This is a genomic window from Aeromonas sp. S41-2 (genome assembly GCF_027705845.1).
Lineage (GTDB): Bacteria > Pseudomonadota > Gammaproteobacteria > Enterobacterales > Aeromonadaceae > Aeromonas > Aeromonas hydrophila.
This window is the reverse complement of the sequence record NZ_JAPDCG010000012.1, coordinates 1-18,487: the sequence shown is the minus strand read 5'-3', so window position 1 is coordinate 18,487 and position 18,487 is coordinate 1. Positions and strand designations below refer to the sequence as shown.

The following is an 18,487-nucleotide window of genomic DNA, read 5'->3' as shown; positions in this document are numbered from 1 at the left end:
CAGATTTCGGCAAAACAACACCGCCACTCGACCGGGTGGTGAAGGCAGTACCAGCACAAACGGGTTATTTGACGACGACGAATTCCTGACCCAGCCAGAGGCCAAGATGACTTTGCGGATCCTGCATATCGACTTTCTTGAAGCGGCGCTGCTTGCCGGGCAGGTCGTAGTAGGTCTCTTTGCACTGTGCCTGTGCCTTGCGGTCCAGACAGGGGCCGTAGGCCACGGTGCGGTAAGAGGCATTCCCCTGATTGCTCAACATTCCGTTTTGCAGGTTGTAGGCGAAGTGCTGCTGGCGTGGCGCGACCACCAGAATGGTGCCTATCTGGGCAGAGGTGGTGGCAACCGCCTGGCGGCGATTGTTGCTCTGGTCGTCCATCGACAGGGCGGTGTCCAGCCAGCGGATGCGGTAGTAGCGCTCCTTGCCATCCTGCGGTCCCTTGTAAAAGAAACGCACGTTGTTCTTGGCATGGGCGGGCAGCATCAGTCGGCTGGGCGAGAGCATCAGCTCGCCGGCCACTTCCATCGGGATCTCCTGGCCACCCTCTTCGGGTGAAGAGATGCGGCTGATGGAGATGGTGACCAGCCTGGCTTGAGCACTGCCATTCTCGATCTCCTTGGCTACATCCTGACTGCCCGCATCGATGAAGGTGGTGACGGAACCAACGTTGATGGCCTGGCTGACCCCGGGAATAAACAGCATCCATGCCATCAGCATTTTCAGGTTCATGGGAACTCCTGTGATTGCAAAGGGCCCCGCAGGGCCCCGAATACTATGCGTCGAGGTAATTAGGACCAGTTGGCAACGAACTCGACGTTGACTTCCCCACTCCACAGGCCATCCGGCAGGGTCTCGAAAGCCGCGTCTGTGCCGTTGACGGTCGCGCTCTCGATGTTGAAGGTGAACGAGCCCTGGGCGGTGCTGCGCTGGGTGTCATCCTTGAAGGCGCTGGCCAGCGGAGAGAGGTTGCCGCCCGTGATGCCGGCTGCGGTATCGATCAGCGTGGTATAGGCGGTGGTGCTGACGGGAGCTCCTTGCCACAGCACGCCGACGTCGACGGTGGAGCCGCCGCTCAGGTGGTTCAGGGTGCCGCTCAGCTTCTTGGCCTTCAGCGTGAAGTCGGTGGCGCTGGCATCACCCTTGATGGCAACGTCGAACAGGCCGTTCACGGTGTTGAAACCCTTGATCCCTTCCGCGTATTGGAAAGAGAGGCTGTCGAGCGGCGTGACAACCAGCGCCGACTCGGTGTCCTTTTTGGCGGTTGCCTTCCAGGTGGCAACGGATTTTGCTTCTACAGCGGCTTGAGCGGCGGCAGCGAAGCCCAGTCCTGCAACAGTCAGCGCAATCAGAGTCTTTTTCATCTTGATATTTCCTACACATTTCCTGATGGGGGCAATTGCCACCCGTTTGATTTCACGCACCCAGGGTGCATTCCCTTTCCACCTTGCCGGACGGGTTTGTCCAGGCAACCTTGCCGATCGCCGAAGGATAATCTTTCGTCAATCAGCTCATCTTTTCGCCGGCAAAGATACTGGACGGACCTGCCCGGATCGATTGAATGCTGTGTAGGAAAAGTCCTAAAAGATGGTTGTTGTCTGCAACTTAAAATAAGCCTTGTCCATTCTCTTATCAGGGTTTTTTGTTTTTCTTATGATTTTGATTTTTAAGAGTTTTGGTGCTTTTCTTATCTAGATGGCGTGTCCCTCTGACGGGGGAGGATGGGAGGGGTTGCCGTGCGGGAATGAGCACAAGAAAAAATAGAGATTCAAAAGAATATATAGTTCTGTAAGTATTTGATGAGCATAAATAAAAATATCAGATAAAAATGAATGAGGTACCAAGAGAGGAGTCGTTACTTGAACTACGTAACATATCATTAATATTCAAGCGCCATATGGTACACGTGCTGACTTTGTAGTTAATATACGTTGAATCAAATGGAGTAATGACAGGAAAGTATATGGCAAAAATATTGGTAGTAGATGATCATCCCGCCATCAGAATGGCTGTAAATATCCTGCTGCAGCAGGATGATCATCATATTGTTGCCGAAGTTGATAATGGTGTTGATGCAGTTTCGATGGCGCGAAAATATCAGCCTGATATGGTCGTTCTGGATATCGGGATTCCCAGGCTGGACGGCATTGAGGTGATCAAAAGACTGAAAGAGATGGATGCTGATATCAAGGTGGTAATATTGTCGGCACAAGCCACCCATCATATTATGGTGCGTTGCCTGCAAGCCGGTGCCAACGGTTTCATATCCAAGCTGGATGATCTTTCCTTGCTGAAAACTGTGCTGGTAAAGATAGGGAAAGGTCAGCTTTATTTCCCTCGCGATGTGATTGCCGGCGCCAAGAATGCCCATGAAGTCGATCGGAAAGATCTCTTGTCGGCACTCTCGGATAGAGAGATGAGCGTCTTGTTGCAGATATGCCAGGGGCACACCAATAAGCAGATTGCAGAGAGCATGCTGCTCAGCGAGAAGACGGTCAGCACCTACAAGAGTCGGCTGATGCAAAAGCTCAATGTCACCACCATGGTTGATCTGATCAGCTTGGCCAAGCGTCAAGAGCTGCTGTGACCATGAGGCATTGGTTTGCGGCTCTGCTGGTCTGTTGCTGCGCTTCATGGGTTTCGGCTCATGAGCTGGCGGCGCCCTTTCTGCATGTCTATGCGCGCAATGACAGCGAGTACCTTGAGAAGCAGACCCTGCCGCTGCATGCGGAAGATTGGCTGTGGTTGAGAAATCGTGGCCGGCTGGTGCTCGGGGTACCCATGCCCGACAATCCGCCGATGGACATCACCCTGCGTGCCAATGCTTACGAAGGCGTCACCGCCGACATTGTCGGCATGCTGAGTCATCTGTTGCGTGTCGAGATCGTCGTAAAGAATCTGCCGTCTCGCGCCGCGGCCATTGCTGCGCTCAAGCGGGGAGAGGTCGATCTGCTGAGCACCTCCAATGCCTATGAAGAAGAGCAGCAATTATTGTTGACCGATAAATATATGCCGGATGATCCGGCCATATATAAAAATATACACGTAAAGGAGCGTGATATAAGAACGGTGGCCGTCCCGGAGTATTATCTGCCGGCGCTGGATGTGATGCGCTACCTGCCCAAGGTTCAGATAAAAATGTATTCCTCTCGTTATAGCGCACTTTCTGCGGTTGCATATGGCCAGGTCGATGCCGTCATGCTGGACATGATTTCCGGGAACTTCATCGTCAATAAATTTTATCAAGACAGCATTCAATTACTGAAGCCGCTTTATATAGATACCCATGGTTTTTCATTTTCGCTGGAAAGGAAAAATCAGCGGCTTAAAAAAATCATCAATATTGCGCTGGATGAAATTCTGGAAGGCAAACGGGAGGAAATTGCCAAACGCTGGAATGGCGGCGGTCTCTCTATCGGGGCCAGCAAGGTCGAGCTGACCAGCGAGCAGTGGGCCTGGCTGGGTCAGCAGAAAAAAATCCGGATGGCCGTCAACAGCGGGGTGCCGCCGCTGAGTTTTCTCGACATCAATGACACCTTGCACGGGGTGGTGGCCGATTTGCTGCAGGTGTTGCGAGCGAAGCTGGGGGTGGAAATAGAGGTGGTGCCAGTCAAGACGCCAGGGCAGATGTTGCAGTTGCTGGATGGTGGGCAGGTGGACATCGCCGTGTTGAGCCCATCGGAGGAGCGCCGCAGTCGTTACCTGTTCAGCCGTGCCTTTGTGCTCGACCCGCTGGCCTATGTGGTGGGGGTCCGCCATGAGGCGACGGCACCGGAGACGCTGCTCAAGACCGGCACGGTCGCCATCATCAAGGACTTCATCTCCGAGCAGGCGATAGAGGACGAGTATGGCAAGCTGACCACCAGAAAGTTCGAACGGATCGAAGATGCGCTGCGCTGCGTGGCGACCGAGACCTGCGACGTGACCGTGTTGCCGTTGCGGGTCGCCAAGTACTACATCAACAGCAAGTTTCCGGACAGTCTGCTCATCACGGGCGAGTTGTTCGACTCCATCCCGATCGGGGCGGCGTTTGCCGTTTCGCCCAAGCAGCATATGTTGCGCGACATTCTGGATCGGGTGATTGCCATCATTCCGCCGGATGAGCTGGAAGGACTCTCCAATCGCTGGCGCGTCAGTACCCAGCAGGAGGCCATCACCTGGCAGGAGCTGGTACGGGAATTTGGCGGCATCATTGCCTTGATCATGCTGCTGACCATCTGGATCGGCCTATGGGGCCTCTCTTTGCACAAACAGGTGCGCCAGCGCCGGGCAGCCGAGATGGCTTTGAGTGCCCAGCTCAAGTTCATCGAAGATCTGGTGGATGGCACACCCCACCCCATCTACGCCAGAGATCGGGAGGATCGATTGGTGCTCTGCAACAGCACTTATGCCAGCTTTTTTGGTGAGGAGAAGAGCCGTCTGCTGGGCTCGACCATGGCGGAGGATGTGCAACGCTGGCCTTTTCTGGCTCCCTTGTTCGAGGATTTGAGCACCGCGCGTACGGTACGCTGTGCCAGGCAGGGGGATCATCGCCTCTCCATGGCGACGGGGTCCGTGGCCGTTTATCACTGGGTACAGCCCTACTATGACCTGGAGGGAAATGTTCAGGGCGGAATCGGTGGCTGGATCGACGTGAGCGAGCGGCTGCGGCTGCTCGAAGAGCTGGCTCTGGCCAGCCAGGATGCCCAGGAGGCCAATCGTGCCAAGTCGACCTTTCTGGCCACCATGAGCCACGAGATCCGCACGCCCATGAATGCCATCATTGGTTTGCTGGAACTGACCCTGCGCCGCGATCGACTGCATAAGGAGGACAAGACTTCACTCTCCATCGCCCATGGTTCGGCCAGGGATCTGCTGAGTCTGATTGGCGATATTCTGGACATATCCAAGATCGAGTCCGGCCGGCTTGAACTGAGGCCGGAACCCCATGAAATCACGGCGCTGACGGCCTCGGTGGTCACCGTATTCACTGCGCTGGCCAGACAAAAGAACCTGCAACTGGACCTCGCCGCCGGTGAGCCCCGCTGGGTACAGATCGATGGCATCTGCTACAAGCAGATCCTCTCCAATCTCATCAGCAATGCCATCAAGTACACCGAGCAGGGATCGGTGCGGGTCGAGTTGCAATCAAAAACCAGCGACGGCTGGTGTACCTTGCAACTGGTGATCCAGGATACGGGCATAGGGATTGCGCCTGTGGAGCAAGCCAGGCTGTTTCAGCCTTTTGGTCAGGCCAGGCAGCCCGAGCACATCCAGCGCTCCGGTACCGGTCTCGGACTGATGATCTCTCGCTCGCTGTGCGAGTCGATGGGAGGTTCGCTGCTGCTGGAGAGCGAGCCCGGCCACGGCACGTGCATCAGCATCGAGATGAAATTGCCGCTGGCGAGCGCCGTCGAATCAGTCACGCCCGTGGCATTGGGCACGATGACAGGGCATCACAGGCGACTGCGGGTCATGATAGTGGACGATCACCCCACCAACCGGCTGCTGGTCAGCCAGCAACTGGCATACCTCGGGCATGATGCCACGGCGGCCGAGTCGGGGCGCGAGGCGCTGGCACTGTTTGCCAACACAGCCTTTGACGTGATGATCACCGACTTCAACATGCCTGGCATGAGCGGCTTTGAACTGACCCGCCAGTATCGTGCTCTGGAGCTGAGCCGGGGGACGCATCGTTGCCTCATCCTGGGGTTGACGGCGGATGCCCGCCAGGAGCAGGTGAGCGAGGGGCTGACTGCCGGCATGGACGACTGCCTGTTCAAGCCGGTAGGGCTGGAAGAGCTGGAGCGCTGCCTGTGTCGCCACATGCAGCATGAGGAGCAGCGGGAAATCGAGCGCTGTGTGCAGGAGATCAAGCAGTGTCTCGGACCATTGACCGGCAATCAGCCTGCGTTGATGCTGCCCTTGTTGCATGAGTTTGTGCGGGCCAGCGACGATGATCTGCTGGGCCTGCAGCAAGCCGCAGAGGGTGGTGAACTGGCCCGTTTTCTCGACTATGTGCACCGTCTGAAGGGCGGGGCCAGGATCATGGGGGCGATGAAATTGGTTGCCGTGTGCAGCGAGACAGAATCTGCCGGGCTTGGGCCGCAGGGATTGCCGAGGGCATTGCAGCCGTTGCAGCATGCCTACGGGATTGTCAGACAGGCCATCATGGAAATGCAGGCCGAACCGGAATGAAAATGAAGGCATGCGGGGCATGCCTTCATGGATGGTCAACCGTGCCAATAGACCAGCAGTTCATAGGCCGCTTCGCCGGTCTGGTCCGGTTTGGCGGCCGGAGCCAGATAGCTGAGAAAGTAGCGGGTGGCCTGGGTCAGAGGCAGGGCATGGTGTTGTGGCAGTGGCTGGCCGTTGAGCGCCAGCTTGAAGTCGGTGCCGGCCTGTTCGGGCAAACTGGCATACAGGGTGCGGGCCTGCAATTGATAGGTGGTGTTGAAGTCCGGATTGCTGAGGTTGATGGCCTCGGTCTGGATCGGGCTGGATGTGGAAACGGAATTGACCGGTTGCTGGCCTGGGTGGGTGAGCGAGATTTCCATCCCGGTGCTCTTGCTGGCGGTGGCAGGCCAATTGAGCTGATAGGTTTGCGTGCCGGCCTGAGCCGCCATCGCGCAGCAACCAGCCAGTAGTGCCACCAGAACTCCTTTCTGAGACATATGATTATCTCCTGGATATCGAGGTTACCCCGCTGCCGGGGGTCACTCATCTATCGACCCGCCCGCGGCGAAGCTTAATCTGTCCCCCACTATTCGGAATGAGCTGACACGGGATACGGGGTATGATCCCGCGCCTTGTCCTCCCTTTAGTCATAGATATGGAATCCCTGCTTTGCTCGAAAATCAGATGATGTTGTTGGCGGTGTTCGAACGGGCGGCGCTGATGCTGATGACCCTGTTCTTCCTGACCCGTACCCGGCCGTTCCAGCGGCTGTTCCAGAAGCGGGACCACACCCCGGCCGAGCTGGTGCTGGTGGCGGCCATCTTCTGCCTGTTTGCGGTGTTCAGCACCTATACCGGCATTCCGGTGGAGGGGGCCCTCATCAACGTGCGGATCATCGCCATCATCTCCGGCGGCATCCTGTTCGGCCCCTGGGTCGGCATTCCGGCCGGGGTCATCTCCGGTCTGCACCGCTATCTCATCGACATGGATGGCCACACCTCGATCCCGTGCCTCATCGCCAGCATCATCGCCGGCCTGCTCGCCACCTGGCTGCACCTGCGCTGTCGCAAGTCGCGGCTCTGGCTGTACGGCATTCTGGCGGGGATGTTGTGTGAAGGGCTCACCATGCTGCTCATCTGGCTGCTGACCGAGCCCCATGCGGTGGGCGTCGAGATCGTCAGCCACATCGCCTACCCGATGATCGCCGGGGCACTCTGTATCGGCCTGATCATCAAGCTGGTGCAGGATCTGGATGACGAGAAGGAGCTGATCGCCGCCAAGCAGGCCAAGCTGGCACTGGACATCGCCAACAAGACGCTGCCCTTCTTCCAGAACATCGATCGCCACTCCCTGAGCCAGGTCTGCGGCATCATTCGCAGCGAGATCAGCGCCGATGCGGTGGCCATCACCGATACCCGCGATGTGCTGGCCTATGTGGGGGTGGGCAAGGATTACTACGAGCTGGACGAGCACCACGCCATCAGCGGCATGACCCAGCAGGCGGTGCTGCTGGACCAGATCATCATCAACAACGATCTGCGCCAATATCACCTCTCCGATTTCCACTCGGTCATCATTATTCCGCTGCGAGAAAACGGCTCGGTGAGCGGCACCCTCAAGATCTACTACCGCCGCACCCACAGCATCACCAGCTCGCTGAGGGAGATGGTGGTGGGCCTCTCCCAACTCATCTCCACCCAGATGGAGGTGTCGCGTATCGAGCAGCTCAAGGAGATGACCCGCAAGGCGGAGTTCACCGCGCTGCAGAGCAAGATCAACCCGCACTTCCTGTTCAACGCCCTCAATGCCATCTCGTCGCTGATCCGCATTCGGCCTCAGCAGGCGCGCCAGCTGATCGCCAATCTGGCGGACTACCTGCGCTACAACCTCAACAAAGGGGACACCCTCATCGACATCCAGGAGGAGCTGCAGCAGGTGCGCGACTACGTGGCCATCGAGCAGGCCCGCTTCGGTGACAAGCTGGAGGTGGTATTCGAGGTGGACGACGTGCACATCCAGGTGCCGAGCCTGTTGTTGCAGCCGCTGGTGGAAAACGCCATCCTGCACGGCATCCAGCCCCGCAGCGCGCCGGGTCGGGTCACCATCGAGGTGAAGCAGCTGGCGGGCGGCATCCGGGTGGCGGTGCGCGATACCGGTTACGGCATCAGCCAGGCCGTGATCGACGGGGTCGCCGCCGGTCGGGTGGAGAGCCGCAGCATCGGCCTGATGAACGTGCATCAACGGGTCAAGCTGCTCTATGGCGATGGCTTGCACCTCAAGCGGCTGGAGCCGGGTACCGAAGTGAGTTTCTATCTGCCGGATCAGGAGTCGATGCAATGCTGAGTGCCATCATGATTGAAGATAAGTGTGTACTGCGAGAGGCGTTGTCATGCTGAAAGCCATCATAGTGGAAGACGAATATCTGGCTCGCGAGGAGCTGGCCTACCTGGTGGGGCAGCACAGCAGCATCGAGATAGTGGCGAGCTTCGAGGATGGGCTGGATGCGTTCAAATACCTGCAGGATCACGAGGTGGACGTGGTCTTTCTCGACATCCAGATCCCCTCCATCGACGGCCTGCTGCTGGCCAAGAACCTGCACAAGTCGAGCCATCCGCCCCACATCGTGTTCGTTACCGCCTACAAGGAGTTTGCGGTGGAGGCGTTCGAGCTGGAGGCGTTCGACTATATCCTCAAGCCCTACAACGAGCCGCGTCTCATCAGCCTGCTGCAAAAGCTGGAGCTGGCGGGCAAGTCGCAGGCGGGGCAGGGGAGCGAGCCGGGTACGCCGCACAATCGCACCGTCAATCTGGTGAAGGGGGAGCGCATCATCGTCACCCCCTGCGAGCAGATCTACTATGCGGAAGCCGACGAGAAGCTCACCTATGTCTACACCCGTGATGATCGCTATGTGATGACCATGACCCTCAGCGAGTTTGTCAGCCGGCTGCCCGCCGAGGGGTTCTTCCGTTGCCACCGCTCCTACTGCGTCAACATCAACAAGATCCGCGAGATAGTGCCCTGGTTCAACAGCACCTATCTCATCCGGCTCCATGACCTGCCGTTCGAGGTGCCGGTCAGCCGCAGCAACATCAAGGCGTTCCGTCAGCTGATGCGGCTCTGATTGTCATTCATTCCCGCCGATCTGCATTTCATGCCTTAATCGGTCGGCGGGAGTGGCGTCTTGCCTATAGTGGCCCCAGTTTCCTTAAGGCCATTGACCGAGACGCATCATGACCAAAGAGATGAATCGCACCCGCTACCTCACCCTGTTGGGGACCATCATCACCCAGTTCGCGCTGGGATCCGTTTACACCTGGAGCCTGTTCAACGCTCAGCTCTCCGACAAGCTGGACGAGCCGGTCAGCCAGGTCGCCTTCGCCTTCGGCCTGCTCAGCCTCTCCCTGGCGGTGGCGTCCTCCCTGGCGGGCAAGCTGCAGGAGCGGTTCGGGGTGCGCAACGTTACCCTGGGTGCCGGCGTGCTGCTCGGCATCGGCTTCTTCCTCACCGCCCACGCCAGCAACCTGGCGATGCTCTACCTCTGCGCCGGCATCCTGGTCGGTTTTGCCGACGGTACTGGCTACCTGATGACCCTCTCCAACTGCGTGAAGTGGTTCCCGGAGCGCAAGGGGCTGATTTCCGCCTGCTCCATCGGTGCCTACGGCCTCGGCAGCCTGGGCTTCAAGTACATCAACCTGCTATTGCTCTCCAGCAACGGCCTTGAGACCACCTTCCAGCTGTGGGGGCTGATCGCCATGTCCATGGTGTTGGTGGGTGGCATGCTGATGAAGGATGCGCCCAAGCAGGCCGCCACCATGCAGCAGAGCGAGAGTCGCGACTTCACCCTGGCCGAGGCGATGCGCAAGCCGCAGTACTGGATGCTGGCGTTGATGTTCCTCACCGCCTGCATGAGCGGTCTCTACGTCATCGGCGTGGCCAAGGACATCGGCGAGAACATGGTGGGCCTGCCGGCCGTGGTCGCCGCCAACGCCGTCGCCATCATCGCCATGGCCAACCTGGGCGGCCGGCTGGTGCTGGGCATCCTCTCCGACAAGATGTCCCGCATCCGGGTCATCACCATCGCCCAGCTGATTACCCTGGCCGGGATGGCGCTGCTGCTGTTCGTGCCGCTCAACGCCAACCTGTTCTTCGTGGCGGTGGCCTGCGTGGCGTTCAGCTTCGGCGGCACCATCACCGTCTACCCCTCGCTGGTGAGCGACTTCTTCGGTCTCAACAACCTGACCAAGAACTACGGCGTCATCTATCTGGGCTTTGGTCTGGGCAGCATCATCGGCTCCATCGTGGCCTCCCTGTTCGGTGGCTTCATGGCGACCTTCAACCTGATCCTGGTGTTGCTGGTGGTGGCGCTGGTGCTCTCCCTCACCATCCGCCTGCCGGCGCCGGTATCGGTCGAGCGGGCCTGATCGCCCGCCTGCTGCTGCAAGCAATGAAAAGACCCGGGCCAAGGCCCGGGTCTTTTTTTGTGCGCGGCTCAGCGTGGCGGCAGCCCCAACAGCTGGCGCACCCGGTGGCAGGTCTCTTCCACCGTCGGCCAGTCGGCGGCGGTGATGGTGACATGGCCCATCTTGCGGCCGGGACGGGGTTCCCCCTTGCCGTATAGGTGCAGATGCACGCCGGGCAGTGCCAGCAGGGCGGCCCAGTCTGGCGTGCCGGCCTGCCAGAGATCCCCCAGCAGGTTGAGCAGCATGGCGGGGCGCACGGCGATCCGGGCTGGCAGCGGCAGATTGCACAGGGCGCGCACCTGCAGCTCGAACTGGCTGCACTCGGCGTTGTCGAGGCTGGGGTGGCCCGAGTTGTGGGGGCGTGGCGCCAGCTCGTTGACCAGCAGTTTCCCTGCCACCAGGAAGAACTCCACCGTCAGCACGCCGACGTAGTCGAGGGCGGCGATCAGCTGTTCGGCGATACGTCTGGCGTCGGCTTCCAGCGCCGGCACCTTGGCCGGGGAGCGGGTCTGATCCAGAATGCCGCCGCTGTGCCAGTTCTGCACCAGCGGCAAGGCACCGATGGCACCGCTCGGGCTGCGGGCCAGGGTCAGGGAAAACTCACCCTCCAGCGCCAGCCGCTGTTCCAGCACGCAGGGTACGCCGCTGGCGGCCAGTGCTGCCGGCAGCTGGTCGGCGGCCTGAATGGTCCACTGGCCTTTGCCGTCGTACCCCTCGCGGGCGGTCTTGAGGATGGCGGGGAAGAGAGAGGCGGGCAGCACCGGCAGCGGCTCGCCCGGCTGCAGGGTCTGGTTGGGGGCGACCGGGATGCCGGCTCTGCTCAAGAAGGCCTTCTCTTCGCGGCGATCCTGACAGATGCGCACGGCACCGGCGGCTGGGCGTACCGGCTGGTACTGCTCCAGCAGGGCCAGGGCGGTGGCCGGCACGTTCTCGAACTCGCAGGTGACGGCGGCGCAGCGGCTGGCCAGATCGTGCAGGGCGGTCGGGTCGTCATAGGCGGCAACAATATGGTGATCGGCAGCGGCGCCGGCGATGCTGGCGGGGTCTGGGTCCAGCACCACCACCTTGTAGCCGAGGCGGTGGGCGGCCATCACGAAGTAGCGGCCGAGCTGGCCGCCCCCCAGCATGCCGAGGGTTGCGGGTGGCAGTATCATGCCGGGTCCTCCAGCGTGAGGGCCAGCACCCGGTCGCGCTCGGTGGTACGAAAGCCGTCGAGCTGCTGCTGGTAGCGGGGGGCATCGCCGTCTTGCGCGACGGAGAGCAGGGAGACCGCGAACAGGCCGGCGTTGGCGGCGCCCGCCTCGCCGATGGCGAAGGTGGCGACCGGCACCCCCTTGGGCATCTGCACGATGGAGAGCAGGGAGTCCATCCCCTTGAGCTGGCGAGTCGGGATGGGTACACCCAGCACAGGAATGGTGGTCTTGGCGGCCACCATGCCTGGCAGATGGGCGGCGCCGCCAGCCCCGGCGATGATGGCGCGCAAGCCACGCTCACGGGCGCTGGCGGCATATTCGAACAGCAGATCCGGAGTGCGGTGGGCCGAGACCACGCGTGCCTCGTAGGGGACGCCATGCTCCTTGAGGATGCGGGCGGCGGCCTGCATCACGGGCCAGTCGGAGTCGGATCCCATTACCAGGCCGATCAGGGGAGGGGTATTCATGGCTATGACTCCTTGCAGTCAAACGTTTGTCTCTGGTTGGCAAAAAGAGCCGGCAAGCCGGCTCAGAATTTTTCGGGTCGCACGATTTCGACCGGTTGCAAAAAGGCGACCATGGCATAGTCGGGGTAGTAGCGACTCTGCAGGTGGGCGAGCAGGCGTTCCGCCTGTTCGCGGCTGCAGATCGCCTCCAGCCGGATGTTGCCGCTCTCGCTCCAGCTGGCATTGCGCTCACCGTGGTCGCCGCGCCCTCTGGCATCGGTGATGGTGTAGCCGCGCAGCCCCTCGCGGGTGAGGGTGCGTAGCAGGGTGGGTTCCAGGTTCGCTTCCGTGATGACGGTGAGCAGGGTGCGGATCTCGGTCTGCATGTGGCTACTCCGTGAAGTGGCGGGCCCAGCTGTGGTAGAGCGGGATCCCCAGCATGATGTTGAACGGGAAGGTGACCCCCAGTACGGCGCTGAGCGACAGGCCAGGATTGGCCTGGGGCACGGCGATGCGCATGGTGGCCGGCACGGCGATATAGGAGGCGCTGGCTGCCAGGGTGGCCAGCAGGGTCAGGCCACCGAGGGAGAGCCCCATCAGCTGGCCGATCATCAGGCCCAGGCCGGCCGAGGCGAGCGGCATCAGCAGGGCGAAGCCGAGCAGGAACAGGCCGTGGCGGCGCAGGTCCTGACACTGGCGGGCGACGATGAGGCCCATCTCCAGCAGGAACAGCGCCAGTGCCCCCTTGAACAGGTCGACAAACAGGGGTTTGAGCGGAGCGATCCCGTCGGGACCGGCCAGATAGCCGATGGCCATGCCGCCCAGCAGCAGGGTGACTCCCTTGCCGAGGAAGGTTTCATGGGCCAGCCGGCGCCAGCGGGTTTGCCGGCTTATCCCCTGGGCCAGCACGATGCCGACCAGGATGGCGGGGATCTCCATCACCGCCAGGAAGATGGAGAGCTGGGATTCGAAGCTGATGCCGCGCTCGGTGAGCCAGTTCACCCCGACCGCAAAGGTCGCCACGCTGACCGAGCCGTAGTGGGCGGCGGTGGCGGCGGCATCGACCCGGTTCATCTTGAGGCGCAGCACGGCAAACCCGGCCAGGGTCTGCAGCATGCCGAGCAGGATCACCAGTGCCAGTTGCGGTAATAACGGTTGCAGTGATTGCTGCGCCAGGCCGACGCCGCCCTTGAGACCGATGGCCAGCAACAGAAAGAGAGAGAGAGTATCGTAGAGCGCGTGCGGCAGCTTGAGCTCGGAGCGCACCAGACCAGCCAGCAGGCCAAACAGGAAAAAGAGTACAACAACATCCAGCATGGGAGTTCGCAGGAGGCAATTCACAGGGTGGTTGCATGCTAGAGTGCAAGATGTTTCGATAAAATCAGATTTTGATTGATGATTGTTCGGTAGAAACTGATAAGGGGCCCGATGCTCAACTACAAACAGCTCTATTACTTCTGGCACGTGGCGCGCAGCGGGAGTGTGACGCGGGCTGCCGAGCAGTTGCACCTCACGCCGCAGACCGTCAGCGGTCAGGTGGCCGAGCTGGAGCTCTCGCTCGGGGTGGCGCTGTTCAACCGGGTGGGGCGGCGGCTTGCCCTGACCGCCGCCGGTCGCCAGGCGCTCGAACAGGCCGGCGCCATCTTCTCGCTCGGCGCCGATCTCGAGCATACCCTGCGCCATGCCAGCCAGGAGCTGACCATGCAGGTGGGGATCGCCGACTCCGTCCCCCGTACTCTGGCGTTCGAGCTGCTGGCGCCCGCCATGGCGCTGGCCACCCCGCTGCGGCTGGTGTGCCATGAAGAACGGGCGGAGCAGCTGTTCAGCGAGCTGGCCAGCCACAAGCTGGACATGGTGCTGATCGATCGCCCGCTCCCCCCCGACAGCGGGGTGCGCGGCTACAACCACGAGCTGGGACGCAGCCCGCTGGCGCTGTTTGCCAGCCCCGAGCTGGCCGCCAGGGCGCGGCAGGGTTTTCCTGCTGCCCTCGAAGGGTTGCCGCTGCTGATCCCGGGTGAGAAGTCGGCGACCCATGACAGCCTGCTGGCCTGGTATCGGCAGCAGGGCATTCATCCCCATCTGGTCGGCCAGTTCGACGATTCGACCCTGATGAAGTCGTTCGGCAAGGCGGGGATGGGGATCTTTCCGGCGCCGCTGGCCATGGCCGACGAGATAGCGCGACTCTATGGTGTCGAACGGATTGCAACCCTGACCGAGGTGACGCTCTCCTACTATCTGGTGTCGGCCGGTCGTCACCTCTCCCATCCCGGGGTACAGGCGGTGATGGAGGGGGCGAAGCAGCGGTTGGCCGCACTGGGTGGCAAGAAATAGAAATCTGGATGGCTATACATCCACCTCCGCTCTGCCTATAATCCCTGCGCTTTGGCGCATCATGCTTAATAGGGAATCCGGTGAAAATCCGGAGCTGGCGCGCAGCGGTAAGGGGGAACGAAGCGACATCAGGGCACTGCCACAGGTGGGAAGCCGTCGCCGTAGGCTATCAGCCCCCCAGCCCGAAGACCTGCCAAAGTTCGTATTTCGGGCCGAGAGAAACCGGCCACGAAGTAGATGCTTACGCGAACTTAAGGATCTCTCATGTCCAAGAAATTATTGGCGGCTGCCCTGTTGCCAACGGCGGCCTTTGCCCAACAACTGACCATCCCCGTCAACCCTACCATGGTGGTGACTGCCACCCGTGTCGCCCAACCTGCCTCCAGTGTGCTGGCTCCCGTCAATGTGGTGACCCGTGACGAGATCGACCGTCTGCAAGCCCAGACAGTGACCGATGTGGTCAAGACCCTGCCCGGTGTGGAAGTGGTGAGCAATGGCGGCCGTGGCCAGCTGAGCTCGCTGCGGGTGCGCGGCGGCACTTCTTCCCAGACCCTGGTGCTGGTGGACGGGGTGCGTAGCGCCTCTCTGACCGCCGGGATGACGGAGCTGAACAACCTGCCGCTCAACCAGGTGGAGCGCATCGAATATATCCGCGGTGCGCGCGCCACTATCTATGGTTCGGATGCCATCGGCGGGGTGATCAACATCATCACCCGTCCCGATCCCGCGACCAACAAGCACAAATTCAATGTCGGTGCCGGCTCCCACAAACAGCGCCAGGCCGCCTTCAGCAGCGCCAGCCAGATCGGTGAGGCTGGCCAGCTCAAGGTTGCCGGGGGCTTTGATGACGAGACCGGCTACAACGTTCACCCCATCGCAGGGGTGAACGATGGCGACAAGCACGGTCACCGGGGCTATAACGCCATGCTGGACTATCAGCATGCGCTGACCGGCAACTGGGATCTGTTCGGCACGACCCGCTGGTTCCGCAACATTGCCCAGTACGACAGATCGTCCGCCGCTTCTGCCTGGGGCCCGGCCTACCATCAGCGCAACGAAACCTGGACCGAGAATCAGAGCTACCAGCTGGGGTCCCGTTATCACGATGAGCGTTACCTGAGCGAACTGCGCGGTGCCTTCTCCAAACAGGATGCCTACGACTACCCGGACAGCAGCGGCCGCGATCAGGCCACTGACCGGCTCTATAGCCGTCAGTACACTCTGAACTGGATCAACAGCGTCAAGCTGGACGAAAGCTGGACCCTGGGCGGTGGCGCTGACTGGCAGCGCGACATGCTGGACGATAGCTCCCGCTCCTCCGGCTCCACCTTCCCGAGCGACGCCGATAAGCGTGACAACACCGGGCTCTATGCCCTGGCTCAGTTTGACAACCAGACTTGGCAGGCTGAGCTGAGCGGCCGCAGTGACGACAACAAGCAGTTCGGTCGCCACAACACCTGGCAGACCGGGGCTGGTTGGCGCTTCGTGGAGGATTATCGCCTCAGTGCCCGTTACGGAACCGGCTTCCGCGCTCCCTCCTTTAATGACCTCTACTACCCGGGTCTCGGCAACCCCGACTTGAAGCCGGAAGAGTCGAAGAGCCGCGAGCTGATGCTCGATGGCCAGACTGCAGGCGTCGAGTGGCGTGTGACCGGGTATCGCAACGACTTCGAGCAGATGATCCAGTGGGCACCTGACAGCTTGGGTATGTGGACGCCGCAGAACGTGGGCAAGGCACGGATCGAAGGTGTCGAGCTGGAAGGGGAGTTCAATACCGGCTGGTTGAGCCACCGGGTTTCTGCCGAGTACAAGGATCCCAAGGACAAGGTGACCGACAAGCAGTTGCAGCTGATCTCTCGCAAGGGCGCCAAGTGGGTGACTCAGGCACAGTGGCAGCAGTTTGACGGCTCCCTGAGCTGGATCTATCAGGGCGAGCGCTATGGCGACGCGGCCAACACGACCCCGCTGGGTGGCTATAGCGTCTGGAACCTGGCTGTAGGTTATCAGGTCGCGCCTTCCTGGAAGGTCTCCGGCAAGATCAACAACCTGCTGGACAAGGAGTACCAGACTGCGGTGGGTTACCCGGCCGACGAGCGTGCCTATTACGTGACGGTCGACTACTCACTCTGATCCAGACCGTGATTGTATAAATGAGGGGCCCCGCCATTGGTGGGGCCTTTTCTATTGGCGGTCGGCGGGAGTATGATCGCCGACTTGCACCAAAGGGGAACTCAAGTGGCCAATATTCTCGTGTTCGACTCCGGTATGGGTGGGTTGACCATCTACCGCGAGATCCGCCGCGCATTGCCGGCACACAACTACTTCTATTGTTTTGATAATGCCAACTTCCCCTATGGTGAGCTGAGCGAGGCCGCCCTCACCGAAGCCTGCACCAGGCTGGTCAGCCACATGGTGGTCGAGCATGATATCGATCTGGTGGTGATTGCCTGCAACACGGCCAGCACCATCGCTCTGCCGTCCCTGCGTGCGGCCATGACTGTACCGGTCGTCGGTGTGGTACCCGCCATCAAGCCTGCGGCCGCGCTTACCCGTAGTGGTTGCATCGGCTTGCTGGCAACCCCGGGTACCGTCAGCCGTGAATATACCCACGAGCTCATCGCCCAGTTTGCGCCGGGCAAGCGGGTCTTGCTCAAGGGGGCGACCGAGCTGGTCGTCGAGGCCGAGCACAAGCTGGCGGGTCTGCCGGTCAATATGGCGCTATTGCGGGAAGTACTGGCGGACTGGCTGGAAGGGGAAGAGCATCCGGATACTCTGGTGCTGGGCTGTACCCATTTCCCCTTGCTGGATGAAGAAATACGGCAGTTGATGCCTGCGTGCCAGCTGGTGGATTCCGGCAGTGCGGTCGCCAAGCGGGTGGCTCATCTGCTGGCCGGTTTGGTCACGACACCGACACGGCTGGAAGATGTCGGGGGTAAGGCCTATTGCACCCGGTTGGATGCCCAGACCCAGAAACTGACAGCCCCCTTGCAAGCTTGGGGGCTGTCATCACTCGAAGAGGTCAGGTTCTAACGGATTGCCTGCTAGTGGTCAGGCATCCACTTCACTACCTTCTCGCTCATCTTTGTCCCGCTTGTCATTGGCTTCACGTACTTTAAGGGTACGCTGTTGATACTCCTTGTCGTTAAGTGCGGCGATCGCCTTGGCGGCATCGGCAGCGGGCATCTCCACGAAACCGAATCCTCTGCGCTTGCCGGTGGCCTTGTCCTTCATCAGACGGACCGAGATCACCTGGCCCTGCTCGGCAAACAATTCGCGCACGGCTATCTCATTGGCACGGTATGGCAGATTGCCTACATATAAGGTGCAGGTCTCCTGACTGGAGGCTAGCTCAGCCACACCAGCCGGTGCACGGTTCAGGAACAGCGGTACCACGAAACCGCCGATGGCCAAGCCCACAGCAAAAATCACTTCGGCTTTCAAAGAAAATTGCAGGGCCTGGGCAACCAGATAACCAACCAGCGCCAACACCAGAGCAAGGATGGCCGCCTGCACATAAACGGGAAACTTGGATAAATTCATCTTTAAAGACCTTTTGTAAATGAAAGCAAAAAAGGTGCAACACTCTATTCACCTCCATGGTAACCAGCTTTCCAGCCGGGCGCTACCATGGACCACTTGGGACATATTATCCGTTCCAGTATGGCATCCCTTGAGAGGGGAAGATCCATCTAAATGATGATAAAACCGGTCTGAAATCATCGGTTTGTGGATAACATTGTATATATACACTGAGTAAGCTGTTTCTAATTGGATAATTTGAAGTTTCCGTGACTTTCTTCAAAAAAAGCCTTGTCATCGCGGCGCGGCTCCCTATAATGCGCCCCTACCAGCACGGCGGAACACGCCAACCTGATGAGCCAGCTTCCTTGCGAAGTGGGCGCC

The 18,487-nt window shown here is 60.3% G+C and carries 16 protein-coding genes and 1 riboswitch; of the genes, 8 read left to right on the top strand and 8 right to left on the bottom strand.

Features of this window, described 5'->3' with window-relative positions; genetic code table 11:
- Positions 1-64: 64 nt before the first annotated feature.
- Both OKC44_RS19785 and ecpA read right to left on the bottom strand, forming a co-directional pair.
- Positions 65-730: a hypothetical protein gene (locus tag OKC44_RS19785; RefSeq protein ID WP_073352221.1), complete on the bottom strand. Its 666-nt coding sequence runs from the start codon at positions 728-730 to the stop codon at positions 65-67.
- 59 nt (positions 731-789) lie between these two features.
- The gene (gene ecpA, locus OKC44_RS19780; protein WP_049046449.1) at positions 790-1,362 is read right to left on the bottom strand and encodes a common pilus major fimbrillin subunit EcpA; all 573 of its coding nucleotides are present in this window, start codon (positions 1,360-1,362) and stop codon (positions 790-792) included.
- 599 nt (positions 1,363-1,961) lie between these two features.
- Between ecpA and OKC44_RS19775 the strand changes: the two genes are divergently transcribed.
- On the top strand, positions 1,962-2,585 hold the full coding sequence (locus tag OKC44_RS19775) for a response regulator transcription factor (protein ID WP_024945884.1): 624 nt from the start codon (positions 1,962-1,964) through the stop codon (positions 2,583-2,585).
- A gap of 2 nt (positions 2,586-2,587) precedes the next feature.
- Entirely contained in the window at positions 2,588-6,175 is a 3,588-nt protein-coding gene (locus OKC44_RS19770) for an ATP-binding protein (RefSeq protein WP_270814714.1), read from the top strand.
- 35 nt (positions 6,176-6,210) lie between these two features.
- Here OKC44_RS19770 and OKC44_RS19765 read toward each other — a convergent pair whose 3' ends face one another.
- Positions 6,211-6,651 (bottom strand): hypothetical protein, encoded by a 441-nt coding sequence (locus OKC44_RS19765; RefSeq protein WP_270814712.1) that lies wholly within the window; start codon positions 6,649-6,651, stop codon positions 6,211-6,213.
- Between the two features lie 172 nt (positions 6,652-6,823).
- On the opposite strand from OKC44_RS19765, the gene OKC44_RS19760 reads away from it, so the two are divergent.
- From OKC44_RS19760 to OKC44_RS19750, 3 genes are all read left to right on the top strand, one after another.
- Complete coding sequence (locus tag OKC44_RS19760) at positions 6,824-8,497, top strand: sensor histidine kinase (protein WP_270814710.1); 1,674 nt, start codon at positions 6,824-6,826, stop codon at positions 8,495-8,497.
- A 46-nt stretch (positions 8,498-8,543) separates the two neighbouring features.
- On the top strand, positions 8,544-9,275 hold the full coding sequence (locus tag OKC44_RS19755; RefSeq protein ID WP_270814708.1) for a LytR/AlgR family response regulator transcription factor: 732 nt from the start codon (positions 8,544-8,546) through the stop codon (positions 9,273-9,275).
- 109 nt (positions 9,276-9,384) lie between these two features.
- Positions 9,385-10,575, top strand: a complete 1,191-nt coding sequence (locus OKC44_RS19750) for an L-lactate MFS transporter (RefSeq protein WP_162516428.1) — start codon at positions 9,385-9,387, stop codon at positions 10,573-10,575.
- Between the two features lie 68 nt (positions 10,576-10,643).
- Here OKC44_RS19750 and OKC44_RS19745 read toward each other — a convergent pair whose 3' ends face one another.
- From OKC44_RS19745 to OKC44_RS19730, 4 genes are all read right to left on the bottom strand, one after another.
- The gene (locus tag OKC44_RS19745; protein WP_139387688.1) at positions 10,644-11,768 is read right to left on the bottom strand and encodes a 5-(carboxyamino)imidazole ribonucleotide synthase; all 1,125 of its coding nucleotides are present in this window, start codon (positions 11,766-11,768) and stop codon (positions 10,644-10,646) included.
- Positions 11,765-12,274, bottom strand: coding sequence for a 5-(carboxyamino)imidazole ribonucleotide mutase (gene purE, locus OKC44_RS19740; RefSeq protein ID WP_103828770.1), 510 nt, complete (start codon positions 12,272-12,274; stop codon positions 11,765-11,767). The genes OKC44_RS19745 and purE overlap by 4 nt, the downstream gene beginning before the upstream one ends.
- Before the next feature lie 62 nt (positions 12,275-12,336).
- Positions 12,337-12,639: a P-II family nitrogen regulator gene (locus tag OKC44_RS19735; protein ID WP_005306985.1), complete on the bottom strand. Its 303-nt coding sequence runs from the start codon at positions 12,637-12,639 to the stop codon at positions 12,337-12,339.
- 4 nt (positions 12,640-12,643) lie between these two features.
- Positions 12,644-13,570 carry a sodium-dependent bicarbonate transport family permease gene (locus OKC44_RS19730; protein WP_044798732.1) on the bottom strand — a complete coding sequence of 309 codons (927 nt, stop codon included), beginning with the start codon at positions 13,568-13,570 and terminating at the stop codon, positions 12,644-12,646.
- A gap of 111 nt (positions 13,571-13,681) precedes the next feature.
- On the opposite strand from OKC44_RS19730, the gene OKC44_RS19725 reads away from it, so the two are divergent.
- The 3 genes from OKC44_RS19725 to murI all read left to right on the top strand — a co-directional run bounded on the left by OKC44_RS19725 (position 13,682) and on the right by murI (position 17,614).
- Positions 13,682-14,584 (top strand): LysR family transcriptional regulator, encoded by a 903-nt coding sequence (locus OKC44_RS19725; RefSeq protein WP_029305069.1) that lies wholly within the window; start codon positions 13,682-13,684, stop codon positions 14,582-14,584.
- 35 nt (positions 14,585-14,619) lie between these two features.
- A riboswitch (cobalamin riboswitch) is annotated at positions 14,620-14,796 on the top strand.
- A gap of 52 nt (positions 14,797-14,848) precedes the next feature.
- Positions 14,849-16,714, top strand: a complete 1,866-nt coding sequence (locus OKC44_RS19720; protein ID WP_270814697.1) for a TonB-dependent receptor domain-containing protein — start codon at positions 14,849-14,851, stop codon at positions 16,712-16,714.
- 105 nt (positions 16,715-16,819) lie between these two features.
- The gene (gene murI / locus OKC44_RS19715) at positions 16,820-17,614 is read left to right on the top strand and encodes a glutamate racemase (protein WP_065474996.1); all 795 of its coding nucleotides are present in this window, start codon (positions 16,820-16,822) and stop codon (positions 17,612-17,614) included.
- Between the two features lie 18 nt (positions 17,615-17,632).
- Here murI and OKC44_RS19710 read toward each other — a convergent pair whose 3' ends face one another.
- Positions 17,633-18,124: an RNA recognition motif domain-containing protein gene (locus tag OKC44_RS19710; RefSeq protein ID WP_011704113.1), complete on the bottom strand. Its 492-nt coding sequence runs from the start codon at positions 18,122-18,124 to the stop codon at positions 17,633-17,635.
- Positions 18,125-18,487 lie beyond the last annotated feature (363 nt).

Bases quoted from the DNA above. Each gene is read 5' to 3' on its own strand.
- OKC44_RS19765 (WP_270814712.1), bottom strand. From the start codon at position 6,651: ATGTCTCAGAAAGGAGTTCTGGTGGCACTACTGGCTGGTTGCTGCGCG.
- OKC44_RS19770 (WP_270814714.1), top strand. From the start codon at position 2,588: ATGAGGCATTGGTTTGCGGCTCTGCTGGTCTGTTGCTGCGCTTCATGG.
- OKC44_RS19775 (WP_024945884.1), top strand. From the start codon at position 1,962: ATGGCAAAAATATTGGTAGTAGATGATCATCCCGCCATCAGAATGGCT.
- OKC44_RS19710 (WP_011704113.1), bottom strand. From the start codon at position 18,124: ATGAATTTATCCAAGTTTCCCGTTTATGTGCAGGCGGCCATCCTTGCT.
- OKC44_RS19750 (WP_162516428.1), top strand. From the start codon at position 9,385: ATGACCAAAGAGATGAATCGCACCCGCTACCTCACCCTGTTGGGGACC.
- OKC44_RS19755 (WP_270814708.1), top strand. From the start codon at position 8,544: ATGCTGAAAGCCATCATAGTGGAAGACGAATATCTGGCTCGCGAGGAG.
- OKC44_RS19730 (WP_044798732.1), bottom strand. From the start codon at position 13,570: ATGCTGGATGTTGTTGTACTCTTTTTCCTGTTTGGCCTGCTGGCTGGT.
- OKC44_RS19785 (WP_073352221.1), bottom strand. From the start codon at position 730: ATGAACCTGAAAATGCTGATGGCATGGATGCTGTTTATTCCCGGGGTC.
- purE (WP_103828770.1), bottom strand. From the start codon at position 12,274: ATGAATACCCCTCCCCTGATCGGCCTGGTAATGGGATCCGACTCCGAC.
- OKC44_RS19745 (WP_139387688.1), bottom strand. From the start codon at position 11,768: ATGATACTGCCACCCGCAACCCTCGGCATGCTGGGGGGCGGCCAGCTC.
- ecpA (WP_049046449.1), bottom strand. From the start codon at position 1,362: ATGAAAAAGACTCTGATTGCGCTGACTGTTGCAGGACTGGGCTTCGCT.
- OKC44_RS19735 (WP_005306985.1), bottom strand. From the start codon at position 12,639: ATGCAGACCGAGATCCGCACCCTGCTCACCGTCATCACGGAAGCGAAC.
- OKC44_RS19725 (WP_029305069.1), top strand. From the start codon at position 13,682: ATGCTCAACTACAAACAGCTCTATTACTTCTGGCACGTGGCGCGCAGC.
- OKC44_RS19720 (WP_270814697.1), top strand. From the start codon at position 14,849: ATGTCCAAGAAATTATTGGCGGCTGCCCTGTTGCCAACGGCGGCCTTT.